The organism is Sphingomonas sp. NFX23 (assembly GCF_049887795.1).
Classification (GTDB): domain Bacteria; phylum Pseudomonadota; class Alphaproteobacteria; order Sphingomonadales; family Sphingomonadaceae; genus Sphingomonas.
Genome location: NZ_JAGEKH010000002.1, coordinates 123,008 through 136,627, shown reverse-complemented (window position 1 = coordinate 136,627; position 13,620 = coordinate 123,008). Strand labels below are relative to the sequence as shown.

General features: G+C 65.7%; 16 protein-coding genes. 7 read left to right on the top strand and 9 right to left on the bottom strand.

Annotated elements, in window-relative coordinates; all coding sequences use genetic code 11:
• Positions 1 to 9: 9 nt before the first annotated feature.
• Together J4O76_RS04465 and J4O76_RS04460 are read right to left on the bottom strand one after the other, a co-directional pair.
• Entirely contained in the window at positions 10 to 2,055 is a 2,046-nt protein-coding gene (locus J4O76_RS04465; protein WP_426280513.1) for an NAD(+) synthase, read from the bottom strand.
• Between the two features lie 49 nt (positions 2,056 to 2,104).
• The gene (locus J4O76_RS04460) at positions 2,105 to 2,572 is read right to left on the bottom strand and encodes a DUF1203 domain-containing protein (protein WP_426280512.1); all 468 of its coding nucleotides are present in this window, start codon (positions 2,570 to 2,572) and stop codon (positions 2,105 to 2,107) included.
• A 130-nt stretch (positions 2,573 to 2,702) separates the two neighbouring features.
• Here J4O76_RS04460 and J4O76_RS04455 point away from each other — a divergent pair, with 130 nt between their 5' ends.
• Positions 2,703 to 3,047, top strand: coding sequence for an ArsC family reductase (locus J4O76_RS04455; RefSeq protein WP_426281099.1), 345 nt, complete (start codon positions 2,703 to 2,705; stop codon positions 3,045 to 3,047).
• Between the two features lie 11 nt (positions 3,048 to 3,058).
• Positions 3,059 to 3,340: a DUF427 domain-containing protein gene (locus J4O76_RS04450; protein WP_426280511.1), complete on the top strand. Its 282-nt coding sequence runs from the start codon at positions 3,059 to 3,061 to the stop codon at positions 3,338 to 3,340.
• A 188-nt stretch (positions 3,341 to 3,528) separates the two neighbouring features.
• On the opposite strand, the gene ypfJ is transcribed toward J4O76_RS04450, so the two are convergent.
• Positions 3,529 to 4,443, bottom strand: coding sequence for a KPN_02809 family neutral zinc metallopeptidase (gene ypfJ / locus J4O76_RS04445; protein WP_426280510.1), 915 nt, complete (start codon positions 4,441 to 4,443; stop codon positions 3,529 to 3,531).
• A gap of 100 nt (positions 4,444 to 4,543) precedes the next feature.
• Between ypfJ and J4O76_RS04440 the strand changes: the two genes are divergently transcribed.
• Both J4O76_RS04440 and J4O76_RS04435 read left to right on the top strand, forming a co-directional pair.
• Positions 4,544 to 5,329 (top strand): 3-hydroxybutyrate dehydrogenase, encoded by a 786-nt coding sequence (locus tag J4O76_RS04440; protein ID WP_426280508.1) that lies wholly within the window; start codon positions 4,544 to 4,546, stop codon positions 5,327 to 5,329.
• A gap of 94 nt (positions 5,330 to 5,423) precedes the next feature.
• The gene (locus tag J4O76_RS04435; protein ID WP_426280507.1) at positions 5,424 to 6,056 is read left to right on the top strand and encodes a DUF4893 domain-containing protein; all 633 of its coding nucleotides are present in this window, start codon (positions 5,424 to 5,426) and stop codon (positions 6,054 to 6,056) included.
• On the opposite strand, the gene J4O76_RS04430 is transcribed toward J4O76_RS04435, so the two are convergent.
• The 3 genes from J4O76_RS04430 to J4O76_RS04420 form a co-directional block, all read right to left on the bottom strand.
• Positions 6,053 to 6,685 (bottom strand): hypothetical protein, encoded by a 633-nt coding sequence (locus J4O76_RS04430; protein ID WP_426280505.1) that lies wholly within the window; start codon positions 6,683 to 6,685, stop codon positions 6,053 to 6,055. The two genes, J4O76_RS04435 and J4O76_RS04430, sit on opposite strands and share 4 nt — an antisense overlap.
• Before the next feature lie 56 nt (positions 6,686 to 6,741).
• Entirely contained in the window at positions 6,742 to 7,728 is a 987-nt protein-coding gene (locus J4O76_RS04425; RefSeq protein WP_426280504.1) for a cation diffusion facilitator family transporter, read from the bottom strand.
• Between the two features lie 295 nt (positions 7,729 to 8,023).
• The gene (locus J4O76_RS04420) at positions 8,024 to 8,188 is read right to left on the bottom strand and encodes a hypothetical protein (protein WP_164913371.1); all 165 of its coding nucleotides are present in this window, start codon (positions 8,186 to 8,188) and stop codon (positions 8,024 to 8,026) included.
• 191 nt (positions 8,189 to 8,379) lie between these two features.
• On the opposite strand from J4O76_RS04420, the gene J4O76_RS04415 reads away from it, so the two are divergent.
• The gene (locus tag J4O76_RS04415) at positions 8,380 to 9,762 is read left to right on the top strand and encodes a helix-turn-helix domain-containing protein (RefSeq protein ID WP_426280502.1); all 1,383 of its coding nucleotides are present in this window, start codon (positions 8,380 to 8,382) and stop codon (positions 9,760 to 9,762) included.
• A gap of 135 nt (positions 9,763 to 9,897) precedes the next feature.
• On the opposite strand, the gene J4O76_RS04410 is transcribed toward J4O76_RS04415, so the two are convergent.
• The 3 genes from J4O76_RS04410 to J4O76_RS04400 all read right to left on the bottom strand — a co-directional run bounded on the left by J4O76_RS04410 (position 9,898) and on the right by J4O76_RS04400 (position 11,520).
• Entirely contained in the window at positions 9,898 to 10,845 is a 948-nt protein-coding gene (locus tag J4O76_RS04410) for an aldo/keto reductase (RefSeq protein WP_426280501.1), read from the bottom strand.
• Positions 10,842 to 11,036, bottom strand: coding sequence for a hypothetical protein (locus J4O76_RS04405; protein WP_426280499.1), 195 nt, complete (start codon positions 11,034 to 11,036; stop codon positions 10,842 to 10,844). Before J4O76_RS04405 ends, J4O76_RS04410 begins: the two co-directional genes overlap by 4 nt.
• 112 nt (positions 11,037 to 11,148) lie before the next feature.
• Positions 11,149 to 11,520, bottom strand: coding sequence for a hypothetical protein (locus J4O76_RS04400; RefSeq protein WP_426280498.1), 372 nt, complete (start codon positions 11,518 to 11,520; stop codon positions 11,149 to 11,151).
• Positions 11,521 to 11,713: 193 nt separating this feature from the next.
• Between J4O76_RS04400 and J4O76_RS04395 the strand changes: the two genes are divergently transcribed.
• Both J4O76_RS04395 and metF read left to right on the top strand, forming a co-directional pair.
• Entirely contained in the window at positions 11,714 to 12,667 is a 954-nt protein-coding gene (locus J4O76_RS04395) for an ArsR/SmtB family transcription factor (protein ID WP_426280496.1), read from the top strand.
• Positions 12,664 to 13,608 (top strand): methylenetetrahydrofolate reductase, encoded by a 945-nt coding sequence (gene metF / locus J4O76_RS04390; protein ID WP_426280495.1) that lies wholly within the window; start codon positions 12,664 to 12,666, stop codon positions 13,606 to 13,608. Before J4O76_RS04395 ends, metF begins: the two co-directional genes overlap by 4 nt.
• The last annotated feature ends 12 nt before the right edge of the window (positions 13,609 to 13,620 follow it).

The window sequence follows — 13,620 nt, the reverse complement described above, 5'->3', positions numbered from 1 at the left end:
CGGCTGACCTTACGGAACGCTTGACCGCAATTCCTCGAGCCAGATCTCGGCAGTTCCATCCGACGGCGCACGCCAGTCGCCACGCGGCGATAGCGCGCCGCCTGCCGAGACCTTCGGCCCGTTGGGCATCGCCGACCGCTTGAACTGGCTGGTCGTGAAGAAGCGGAAGAGGAATTTCTCCAGCCAATGGCGGATCGTCGGCAGGTCGTAGGCGACGTGCGCGTCCGCCGGCAGGTCCTCCGGCCACGCGCCGACGCTCGCATCGCGCCATGCGTGCCAGGCGAGAAAGGCGATCTTCGATGGCGCGAGACCATAACGGATCACGTAATGCGCGAAGAAATCGTTCAGCGCATAGGGCCCGATCATCGACTCGGTGCTCTGCAACGCGCCATCCGCGCCCGCCGGAACGAGCTCGGGCGAAATCTCTTGCGCCAGGATCGTCGAGAGGATCGCGTCGGTCGCCGCATCATACTGATCGGTGCGGATGCACCAGCGGATCAGGAACTGGATCAGCGTCTTCGGCACGCCGCTGTTCACGGCATAGTGGCTCATCTGGTCGCCGACCCCGTAGGTGCACCAGCCGAGTGCCATCTCGCTGAGATCGCCGGTGCCAAGTACGATCCCGCGCCGCTGGTTGGCGAGGCGGAAGAGATAGTCGGTGCGCAGACCCGCCTGCACGTTCTCGAAGGTGATGTCGTAGACGGGCTCGCCTTCGCTGAACGGGTGGCCGATGTCCTCCAGCATGCGCGTGGCGGCGGGGCGGATGTCGATCTCTTCGGCGGTGATGCCGAGCGCGCGCATGAGCGCCCACGCGTTCGCCTTGGTGCCTTCGCCAGTTGCGAAGCCGGGCATCGTGAAGCCGAGGATCGCGCTGCGGGGGCGGCCGAGGCGGTCCATCGCCTTCGCCGCCACGATCAGCGCGTGGGTCGAGTCGAGCCCGCCGGATACGCCGATCACGACCGTCTCGGCGTGTGCTGAGACGAGGCGCTTCGACAGCGCCTCTACCTGGATGTTGAACGCTTCGTAGCAATCGTCGTCGCGCCGCGCCGGATCATTCGGCACGAACGGGAAGCGGCGAATGGCGCGTTCGAGGCCAGTGTCCTCAACTACCGGCGCGTGATCGAACGCGATCCGTCGGAAGCGTGTCTCGGGATTACCGGCGAACATGGCCGCATCGTTGAACGTGCCGGTCCGTAGGCGTTCCTGCGTGATCCGTTCGCAGTCGACGTCGGCGACGACCAGTTCGGGCTCGGTCGAGAACCGCGCCGACTCCGCGATCTGTTCGCCAAGTTCGTGAACCAGTCCCTGGCCGTCCCAGGCAACCTCTGTAGTGCTTTCACCCGGCCCCGCGGCGGAATAGACATAGGCGCAGACCGCTCGGGCCGATTGCGCCGCCGCCAGCATCGCCCGATCGCGCGCCTTGCCGATGACGATGTTCGACGCCGACAGGTTGCAGCAGATCAGCGCGCCCGCGAGCGCGCCCGCGGTCGAGGGCGGGGTAGGGGCCCAGTAATCCTCGCAAATCTCGGCATGGAACACGAAGCCGGGCAGATCGCGCGCGGCGAAGATCAGGTCGGTCCCGAACGGCACGCCCTCACCGTTTAGGTCGATCGTCAGTCCGGTCATTCCCACGCCACTCGCGAACCACCGCTTCTCGTAGAACTCGCGGTAATTCGGCAGGAACGTCTTCGGGACCACGCCGAGCACGCGCCCGCGCGCGATCGCCAGCGCGCAGTTATACAGCCGCCCGTTCCGCACCAGCGCTGCGCCGACCAGCAGCGCCGGCCGCAAGGTAACACTCGCCTCGACCACCGTCGCGATCGCGGTCAGCGTCGCGCGTTGCTGCGCGGTCTGGAGATGCAGATCGTCGATCGCGTAGGAGGTGAGGTTCAGCTCCGGGAACACGACGAGGTCGACGCCCTTCGCATCTGCCTCGCGTGCCAAGGCGATCGTAGCCTCGGCATTGGCGCCGGTATCCCCTACCGAGGCGCGCGGCGTAGCGGAGGCGACCCGGATCAGCCCGTGACTATGGATCGCGTAGAATGGATGCGTCATGGCGCACCGATAAACGCCCCGAGCCGGTCACGCCACCGGCTTGCGCAGGTCAGGCGCGAACGATGCGCGCCGCATAACATCCGCGCTTGGCGTAGTGGGCCTGGAGATACGCCACGTCCGGCACCGCGAGGAACCGCTCGATCAGCGGGATCAGGTCCGTGCCGGCGACCAGGTCTGCGTCGATCATCTCGTCGTAGGATCCGAAGGCGCGCAGGGATATCGGCCGGATGCGGATCGCCTCGGGGAGCGCGTCGAGCAGGTCCAGCGGTTCCGTCTCGGTCTCGGACACGAAGATCGCGTGGCGTGAGCGGTAGGGCGTGTCGGCCGGCTGATGTTCGTAGTTGATCAGGATCGCCGTCTCGCCGATCTCCAGATCGCGCACCGCGATGCGATCGGGAAAGCCGGGCTCGGCGTCGACCACGTATCGCCGTGCGCCGACAAGCGCGAGGCTTGCATCGGAGGCGCCGAAAAGGTGTCGGAACTGGTTGGGGTCGAGCCCCTGAACGCGGAAGGACATGATCGCTCCTCTTGGGTATGAGCGAGCTTCATGTCCTGGACCGGGTGCATGTGCGTCCCGTAGCTTGCTATCAAACGGATGCGCCTGGACTGATTCCAATTTTGCTTCGGAGGCTATTTTGACGATCACGATGTTCGGCATCAAGAATTGCGACACGATCAAGAAGGCGCGGACGTGGTTGGATGCGCACGACGTGTACTATGCGTTCCACGACTATAAGACCGCCGGAATAGACGCTGCGCATCTGGACGACTGGATCGGCCGGGTTGGCTGGGAGGTGCTGCTCAATCGTGCGGGGACGACGTTCCGCAAACTTACCGAAGCGGACCGAGCGGATCTCGATGCCGGGAAGGCCACCGCGCTGATGCTGACGCAACCGTCGATGATCAAGCGGCCTGTGCTCGATACCGGCAAGACGCTGCTGGTCGGGTTCAAGCCCGAGGCGTATGAGGCGGTGGGGCTGGGGCACGCCTGAAGGAGATCAGTATGCCGGTTGCAAGTTGGAATGGCCACGAGATCGCACGAGCGGACGATACCGTCGTCGTCGAGGGCAATCATTATTTTCCCGCCGACAGCGTCGATCCGGCGTTGCTGGAGGATAGCGCGACGCACTCGAACTGCCCGTGGAAAGGTGTGGCGAGCTACAAGACTCTCGTCGTCGAGGGGAAGCGGAACGTCGATGCGGTCTGGTATTATCCCGATCCCAAGTCCGCGGCCGCCGAGATCAAGGATCGCTATGCGTTCTGGAAGGGCGTGACGGTGGAGTAAGTCGGCGCGACGCTCGCGATTGCCGTCACAACGCGCCGTCATCCCAGCGAAAGCTGGGATCTCCCTGTTGGGCGGGCGTCGCGAACCACGAGGTATACCCCAGCTTTCGCTGGGGTGACGGCTTTTACAAATGCGCGCCGCCTACCGAAGTCCTCCCCCTGGCGGGGAAGGAACGAGTCGGCGTCAGCTCAGATCGCGCCCGAAAACGTGTCGCACTGCTGCGGATCGCCGCTGTCCAACCCGCGCTTCAGCCACGACTGGCGCTGTGCCGAGGTGCCGTGCGTAAAGCTGTCCGGTACCACGCGACCCTGCGACTGCTTCTGCAACGTATCGTCGCCGATCGCCTGCGCCGCGGTCATGCCCTCCTGGATATCCCCGGCCTCGAGCCGCGTCTTGTTCGCCGCCGCCCACACACCGGCGTAGCAATCCGCCTGCAGTTCGAGCCGCACCGACAGCGCATTGCCCTCGGTCTCGCTCGCCTGGCGCTGCGCCTGCTGGACCTGCGCGTTGGTACCGAGCAGCTTCTGGATGTGATGGCCGAACTCGTGCGCGATCACGTAATCCTGCGCGAAGTCGCCGTTCGCCTTGAAGCGAGTCGACAGTTCGTTAAAAAAGCTGGTGTCGAGATAGATGCCCTGGTCGGTCGGGCAATAGAATGGCCCCATCGCCGACTGCGCCGCACCGCAACCCGAGCGGCCATTGCCGTCGAAGAACACCAGCTTCGGTGCTTCGAACCGCTGGCCGTTCTTCTGGAAGATGGCCTCCCAGGTATTGTCGGCCGAGCTGAAGGCGTTGCAGGCAGCCTTGCTTTCGGCGTTCAGCGAACAGCTCGACTTGGTATCGGTGCCCGAGCGCGGTCCGCTCTGCGTTGTCGGTGTCGACGTCTGTCCGCCACCGAGCAGTCCGCCGAGGCCACCCATGCCGCCAAACACTGCCATCAGGATCAGCACCACGACTATCCCGCCGCACCCGAAGCGGCTGCCGATCATCGGCAACAGCCCCATCAGCAGGCCGCCACCGCCGCCGCCAAAGCCGCCGCCTCCGCCGCCCGACCCGCGCTGGTCCTCGACGTTGATGTTCGGATCGTAATCGTCGAGCCGCATGGATATGCCCCTTTTCGTTTCTTCTCGGGAACGAAATGCGCAAGGTGGCGCTAGGGTTGCACGGCCGCAGAATACGCTGCGCCAAGATGGGGGAGTATGCATGTTCCTGAAGGGCAAGACCGCGGTCATCACCGGATCCACGTCGGGGATCGGGCTCGCCTACGCCAAGGCGTTTGCAGCCGAAGGCGCAGCAGTGGTGCTCAACGGGTTCGGCGATGCCGATGCGATCGAACGTGAGCGGGCGGCGTTGGCGCAGACCAGCGGCGCGATCGCGCTCTACGACCCGGCGGACATGACCAAGCCCGACCAGATCGCCGCAATGGTCGAGCGGGCAGCGGCCGAGACCGGCAGCCTCGACATCGTCGTCAACAACGCGGGCATCCAGCATGTCGCGGGCATCGCCGATTTCCCGGTCGACAAGTTCGACGCGATTATCGCGATCAACCTGTCGTCCGCCTGGCACATGATGCGCGCCGCGGTGCCGCACATGCGCGCCAAGGGCTGGGGGCGGATCATCTCGACCGCGTCCGCGCACTCGCTGGTCGCGAGCCCGAACAAGTCGGCTTACGTGATGGCGAAGCACGCGATCGCAGGGCTCACCAAGACGATCGCGCTGGAGACCGCGACCGACGGCATCACCGTCAACTGCATCTCGCCGGGCTATGTCTGGACGCCGCTGGTCGAGAACCAGATCCCCGACACGATGGCGGCCCGCGGGCTGACGCGCGACCAGGTGATGAACGACGTGCTGCTCGCCGCGCAACCGACCAAGGAGTTCGTCACCCCCGAGCAGGTCGCGGCGTTCGCGCTGTTCCTGTGTCGCGACGAGGCCAAGGCTATCACCGGCGCGAATTTGTCGATGGACGGCGGCTGGACGGCAGCGTGATGGTGCCCCGTGGTGCGAGAATATGATTGTAATACGGCATGTTAGAGGGTTAGCTTCGGATATGCACACGCGGTCGACGACGAAGCGGACATGGTTGGCCACCGGGGCCTGTCTCATACTGGCCGGATACTGTTCGAGCGCATCGCGCGCGGCGTTGATCGGCTCGGGCGCCGTGTCGCCGCTCGATACCGATCGCGACTCCGACTGGCGGCGTGTCGCCACGGTCGCTGATCGCGCGCGTTTGCGGGGCTGGCGTGGTGCATGGATGGACGCGCTGGCACAGGTCGACGCGAAGGACCTTGCTGCCGAGCCGATATTGTTCGATCCGGACCATGCGCTCGCCGACGCCCTGCCGCCCGCCGGAAGTTATCAGTGCCGCACGTTCAAGCTCGGCGCGCGTGGTGGGATCGGCCCGACATACAGCGCATCCGCCTGGTTCGCTTGCCGGATAGACTCGAACGGCGACACCGATGTCGTCAGCCTGGTCAAGGTCGATGGATCGCAACGCCCTGTCGGCACGGTCTTCGTCGACACCGCGTCGCGCGCGATATTCCTGGGGACGATGGAGCTTGGCGATGAAAAGCGCCCGATGCGCTATGGTCGAGACGCCAATCGCGACATGGCCGGCTTGATCGAACGGATCGGCACGCGGCGGTGGCGCGTCGTCCTCCCCTATCCGCATTTTGAGTCGGTCCTCGACGTGGTCGAACTGATACCCGCGCCTTAGTGGGCGGGTACTGGTGCCGCCGTGGCAACGACCGCCGTTGTGTTGGAGGCGGTTGCTTGTGACGGTGAGATCGGCGGCAGGCTAGCGAGATAGTCCTTCCCGTGCAGCCCGACCGGAATGACGCGACCGGCATTCGCGGCGCCAACGGCCTTCAGGTACGAACGTGGCTTCTTCATCAGCTTGGGCTGGTCGAGCCCCGACAGCCCGACGATCCGCGCTGCTTCCTTCACGAACGTCACGCAATTGTGATCCGAAAGGCGGTAGACGCTGTCGGGCTTGCCCTCGCTCCAGGCGTCGACCAGCCGCAGTACCGCGTTGTATTGCGTGTCGCTCATCACGACCGAGAATTGCGCATCGCTGCTCGCGACATATCCCGGCCTGGCGATGTCGAGCTTGCCTGGCACGGGCCCCATCAACAGCGCCGGCGAAACCGATTTTGCGGTGAAGCCGGCGTTGGCGTCGACCGGCGGGCCGCCGGCGTCGGGTATGCCCCGCAACGTGAAGAACGCGTGCGGGAAGCTGTTGCCAAGCTCGTGGCTCCAGAAGGTGATGGTGACGGCCGCCTGTGCGGGAAGCGCGTATCCCAGGCACAGGCAGAACAGGGCGATCAGCCGAAGTAGCGGTCTCATCCCCCAATATTATTTTGGAATGTCGAGCCTTACCAGTGTGATGAGTCTGATTTAGATCAGATTTGCGTGGTATTTTGTACGGTCGCCGGGGCAGGCGAAGCGGACGACGTCAGCGTCGCATTCTCGCGCTTCTCCGGACGGATATAGATCGACGAGAGCATCGGGATAGCCACCCGCAATTCGCTCTCCATCGCCTCGATCACCGTCTCGCCGTCGCCCATCGTCACCGAATCGTCGAAGTCCGCGCTGATCGCCGCGAAGATGCTCTCGGGCGCGGTGTGGATCGTGCGGACGTGATTGACCGAGACGATCGCCGGATGCGCGGACACGATCTTGCGGATCGTCGCGATCACCGCCGGATCGGCACGCTCGCCGATCAAGAGGCCCTTCGATTCGCGCGCGAGCAGCACCGCGACCAGCGCGAGGATCAGGCCGATCGCGATCGAGGCGGCGCCGTCGATCCGCGGATCGTTGAACGCATGGCTCGCCCAGATGCCGATCCCGGCAATGACGAGACCCGCCAGCGCCGCGGAATCTTCGAACAGCACGATGAAACCGGCGGGGTCCTTCGACCGGTGGATTGCCGCCCACCAGCCCATGTCACCCTTGGCCTTCGAGAATTCGCGCACCGCGATCGTCCAGCTGCTGCCCTCGAGCGCGAACGAGATCGCGAGGACGACGTAGTTGATGGTCGGGCTGGTAAGCGGTTCGGGCTGCCGGATATGTCGCCAGCCCTCGAAGATCGACACGCCAGCGCCGATCGCGAAGATCAGGATCGCGACGACGAACGCCCAGAAATACAGCTCGCGACCATAGCCGAACGGGTGCGCTTCGTCGGCGGGGCGCTTGGCCTTTTTCTGGCCGTAGAGCAGCAACACCTGGTTGCCACTGTCGACCACCGAGTGGAAGCCCTCGGTCAGCATCGACGACGATCCGGTCATTCCGGCCGCGACGAATTTGGCCACGCCGATCCCGAGATTGGCGGCGAGGGCGCCGTAGAGGACGATGTCGTCCTTGATGCGAGCGGTCAGTGTCTTGGCCATCCCGCCGTCCTACACGAGGGGACTGGGTTGGAAAGGGCGGCTTTCGCAAGGGGATGCTTAGTCCGGCGTGAACTCGACGGTGCCCTGGTAGGCGGACGCACCCGCCACCCCCACTCCGTCATCCTGACGAAAGTCAGGATCCAGAGCCACAAGCTCCAGCGCCCGTTACCCTGGATCCTGACTTTCGTCAGGATGACGGGCTTCGGGAGCGCACCGTCCTTTTAAACAGGAATACCCGCCGATGGACGAGCCACCAGCGGGATCCTTTCCTCCCCAGGAAACTGTGTGAAGCGGTTTAGCCGAGCCGGCCGAGGCGGTGGTACAGCGCACTCATCCGCGTCAGCCGCTCGTCGTCGATCGACGTCTTGCTGATCATCTCCCCGAGCACCTCCTTCATCAGCGCGAAATCGTTGGTCGAGAAGACGGCGCGGGCGCGGGGTTGTTCGGTAGTCGTCTGCATGGCTTGCCTCCTTCGATGATCGTCTGTCTCTCTCTTTACACCGATCGTGCGCCGAGAGAGGCGATGCACAGGCAATAGCGTTCGAAGCCGGCACGTTGGAAGACCGTCCCACGCCGCCGCAACGTCGCGGTGTCCGTCCAGCTTGTGGAACACGTGTCGTTCTGTAAACATCGTGACAGGAGGGTTTGCTGGTGGCGGAACGGAAATTGCTGGCGGGGCATGCGATCCGTCGCTTGCGGCGCGGGGCGGGGCTGACGCAGGCGGCGATGGCCGACATGCTCGCGATCAGCCCGAGCTATCTCAACCTCGTCGAGCGCAACCAGAGGCCGATCTCCGCGACGTTGCTGATCAAGCTCGCCGAGAGCTTCGACTTCGATCCGCGCTCGCTGGCGGCGGGTGAACCGGGCGGCGGTGCGGATGCGATCCGGCGGCGGCTGGCCGATCCGATGTTCGCCGACCTCGAGATCGACCGCAACGAAGTCGAGGAGTGGCTCGCCAGTGCGCCCGGCGGCGCGGCGGCGTTCGCCCGCGTGTTCGATCGGATCGGCGGCGGCGCGGTGATCGAGGCGGGCGACGATCCGGTCACGCTCGTCCGTCGCGAGATCGAGCGTTGGCGCAATCATTTCGCCGATCTTGATGCGGCGGCCGAAGCGCTCGCGGATGAATTGCGGCTCGGTGCGGGCGACCTTTACGGCGCGATTGCCGAGCGGTTGCGCGCCAAACACGGCCTGACGATCCGGGTGCTGCCTGCCGACGTGCTGCCCGACACGCTGCGCCGCCTCGACCTGCACGCGCGGCAGTTGCAGTTGAGCGAGATGCTCGACCCGGCCTCGCGCACGTTCGCGGTCGCGTTTCAGCTCGGGCAGATCGAGGCGAAGGCGGAGATCGATGCGCTGGCGAAAGGCGCCGGGTTCACCGATCGCGCGGCGGAACGGCTCTATCGCCGCCACCTTCTCGGCTATTTCGCCGCCGCGCTGATGATGCCCTACGCCCGGTTCCTCCGTGGATGCGAGACGACGGGGTACGATATCGAGTTGCTGCAACGCCGGTTCGGCGCTGGCTTCGAACAGGTCGCGCACCGGCTGACGACGTTGCAGCGCGTCGGCGCGCGCGGCTTGCCCTTCTTCATGATCCGCATCGATCGGGCGGGGCAGGCATCGAAGCGCTATCCCGGCGCCAGCGGCGCGGCGCTAGTCGAGGCGGATGGGCGCTGCCCATTGTGGCGGTTGCATCATGCATTCGACCGGCCCGGCAGCCTGATGGTGCAGCTCGTCGAACTGGAGGACGGCGCGCGCTGGCTGACGATGGCGCGCACCGTGACGCCGCAGGGCAGCCGCTTTGGCGCAGTGCACGCGGAGTTCGCGATCGGCCTCGGCGTCGCGGCGGCGCAGGCGGGTGTGCTGGCGGCGGCGAGCGGCTTCGATCTGGCGGGGAGGGCGATGCCGATCGGGCTCGGCTGCCGCGCCTGTTTCCGCAACGATTGCCCGCAACGGTCGGTCGCGCCGGCCGGGCGGGCGCTGCTGATCAACGAGCGGGAGCGAAAGACGTCCGCGCTTACGTTCGCCGGGGATTAAACAATCCTCCCCCGCAAGGGGGAGGTGGCAGGCGCTTGCCTGACGGAGGGGGAGGAAGGCGAAACCGCTGTTCCCTTGTCCTCCCCCTCCGTCACCTTCGGCGACACCTCCCCCTGGCGGGGGAGCATCAAGTGGTCAGGCGCCAGCGACCATCAGCGCGTCCAGCTGATCCTTCGACAGTTCCAGCGTCATCGCAGGCAACAGGTCTTCGACCTGCTTCACGCTGGTGGCGCTCGCAATCGGCGCGGTGACGCCCGGCTGCGCGATCAGCCACGCCAGCGCGACCTGCGCGTGGGTCGCGCCAGTAGCCTCGACGACCGAGTCCATCGCATCGAGGACAGCCTTGCCGGTACCTTCGAGCAATTCGCCCATCCGACCACCGCGAACGCTCTGGCCCAGGTCGTCCTTCGTCCGGTACTTGCCGGTGAGGAAACCCGAGGCGAGCCCGTAATAAGGCAGCACGCCGATGTTCTCGGTGACACAGTAATCCTGCAATTCGCCCTCGAACTTGGTGCGGCTGACGAGGTTATATTCGGGCTGGAGCACATGATAGCGTGGCAGGTCCGACGTCTTGGCAGCCTCGACCGCGGACTTGAGGCGAGCGGCGTGGAAGTTCGACGCGCCGATCACGCGGACTTTCCCCGCATCGACCAGTTTGCCGAATGCTTCGAGGACAGCCTCCTGCGTCTGCGTGTCGTCGTCCTGGTGCGCATAATACAGGTCGATGCGATCGGTCCCGAGACGCTTGAGCGAGGCTTCGGCAGCGGCGGCGATGCGCGCGGGGGCGAGCTTCTCGCCGCCTTCGCCGGGGAGCATGCCGACCTTGGTCGCGATCAACACGCCGTCGCGCTTGCCGCTGGCCTTCAGCCATTCGCCGATCATGCTCTCGGATTCGCCGCCCTGATGGCCATCGACCCAAGCCGAATACACGTCCGCGGTGTCGATCATCGTGCCGCCGCCCGCGACGAATGCATCGAGCACGGCGAAGCTGGCGGCGCGGTCGGCAGTCCAGCCGAACACGTTGCCGCCGAGGACGAGGGGGGCGATCTTTAGATCGGTCGAGCCGAGGCGGCGGAGGGTCATCGGGTCTGATCGCTTTGATTCGAGGGGAGTTCGGTATCTTCAGGAGCGGCGGCGACCGCATTCAGGTCGACGCTGTTCGCATCGAGCATCGCGGCGGCTTCGTTCAACTGGTGCGCTTCGTCGGCGGTGACCGCGCCGGGTTCGCTCGCGGGCGAACACGCCGCGAGCAGGACCGCCGCCAAACCTAGCACGCCATGCCGGCGAATGCTGGCATCTGTCCGCTTAGGTCGCTGGGAAACGAAGCGGGAGATCCCAGCTTTCACTGAGATGACGAGGGGAGGCGGGCGGCGGTCCATTCAGATGTTAGTCCTTGATCGCATTGCCGGCGCGGGTCAGCGCGTTACCGGTCGCGTCGGCCGCACGGTCCGCACCGTTGCTGATCGACGCGCCTGCCCGGTCTGCACCGGCTTCGATCCGGTCGCCGGCGTGGTCGGCCTTGGCGTCGAGATGGTCGGTCGAGTTGTCGATGCGGGCACCGGCGTTGTCGAGCGAGCGCTCGGCAGAACCCAGCGCGCGATCGCTGGCGGCGCTGACGTCGTCGACGGCATTGGCGGTGGTCGCGCTCGCATCGGCGGCGATTGCGTTGGCAGCCTGTGCGGTCTGGTCCTGCGCATTGTTGCTGCAGGCGGCGAGACCGGCGGTAAGCGCCAGGGCGGGGATCAGGAACTTCTTCATAGGTATCTACTCCCGTGGATGTCGTCTTGTGGACCGGGGAATGCCCAGCCCATAGCGCAATCGAACGCGGACGAAGCGTTTCCGATCCGTCACGATCGGCCGCGATGCGATAAGTCGCGGGTGCCGATCGGTAATGTTCGAGACGCACACGCCCGCGTTGACCTCATATAAAGAATTCTTTATATGTCCTCGTATGACGATGGCGCTCGAAATCTTCCGTGCTTTGGCGGACGCGACCCGGTTGCGGATCCTTGCGCTGTTGCGGCGGATGGAGCTGTCGGTCGGCGAGCTCGCGCAGGTGCTCGGCCAGAGCCAGCCTCGCGTTTCGCGCCATGTGAAGATCCTGTGCGATGCCGGCCTTGCCGAACGTCGCAAGGAAGGCAGCTGGGTGTTCGTCGCGCTCGGGTCTCCGGACGTGGTCGAGCCGGTCGCGGGTGCGCTCGATGTATGGGCGAAGGCCGAGCCGGACCATTGGGCGGTCGCGGATGCGGCACGGCTTGCGGCGGTGCGTGCGGACCGGGCGGCGAGTGCAGCGGCGTGGTTCGAAGGGCATGCCGACGAATGGGACGCGATCCGGTCGCTTCACGTCGCCGACAGCGAGGTCGAGGCGGCTATGGCGGCCGTGCTCGGCGATGCGCCGGTCGGCACACTGATCGACATCGGTACGGGCACCGGGCGGATGCTCGAACTGTTCGGCGGTCGCGCTACGGTCGCGCTCGGGATCGATCGCAGTTCGGAGATGCTGCGGCTCGCGCGTGCCAAGCTGCACGACATGACTCACGCCGAACTCCGGCAGGCCGATCTGTACGCGCTGCCGATGGCGGATGCCGCAGCGGACGTCGCGATCCTGCATCACGTGTTGCACTTCGCGCAGCAGCCTGGCGCTGCGGTGAGCGAGGCGGCGCGGGTGCTCGCGCCCGGCGGACGGTTGCTGATCGCCGACTTTGCGAGTCACGACCGCGAGGAACTGCGGTTGCGCGATGCGCATACGCGTCTCGGGTTCGCGGACGAGCAGATGGCGGCGTGGTTCGAGGCGGCGGGCCTGCAGACGGCGCGCGTGGAAACGCTCGAGGGCGGTGAGTTGACGGTGAAATTATGGCTCGGTCGGAAGATCGGCACGAGCTTGCGTGAGGTGAAGGCGGCATGACGAACATTTCGATCCCCCAACTGGCCGAAGCGCGCTGCGCGCTCGAAGAACCGCTCTTCGCGGATCTGGCGGGCGATGTCGGCATCAGCTTCGAGTTCTTCCCGCCGAAGAGCGAGAAGATGGATGCGCAGCTCTGGGACGCGATCCGCACGCTGGAGCCGCTCGGCCCCGATTTCGTGTCGGTGACGTACGGCGCTGGCGGATCGACGCGGGAGCGGACGCATGCGACGGTGGCGCGAATCCAGCGCGAGACGTCGATGAACGCCGCCGCGCACCTGACCTGCGTCGAGGCGACCAAGGCGGAGATCGACCAGGTCGCCGAGGAATATTGGGCGGCGGGCGTGCGGCACATCGTTGCGCTACGCGGCGACATGCCGACGCTGGGCCAGCCGTATCAGGCGCATCCCGGCGGTTATGAGAACGCGGCGGCCCTGGTCGCTGGTTTGCGGAAACTGCACCCGTTCGAGATTTCGGTCGCGGCGTATCCCGAATGCCATCCGGAATCGGGTGGGCATGATGCCGACATCGACAATCTGAAGCGCAAGATCGATGCCGGTGCGACCCGCGCGATCACGCAGTTCTTCTTCTCGCCCGAAGCGTATTTCCGGTTCCGCGACCGGGTTGCGGCGGCTGGCATCACCGCGCAGATCCTGCCGGGGATCCTGCCGGTGTCGAACGTCGCGCAGACGCGGAAATTCGCGGGGCTGTGTGGCGCTGAGATCCCGGCGTGGATGGACCGGCTGTTCGAGGGGCTCGACGATCACCCCTCGGCACGGCAGCTCGTCGCGGCGACGATCGCGGCCGAGATGTGCCGGCGGCTGTACGCGGGCGGCGTGAAGGATTTCCACTTCTACACGCTCAACCGCGCGGAACTGGCCTACGCGATCTGCCACATGCTCGGCGTGCGGGCGAAGCCGGTCGACAGGGTCGCCGCGGCGTAATTCCCCTCCCGC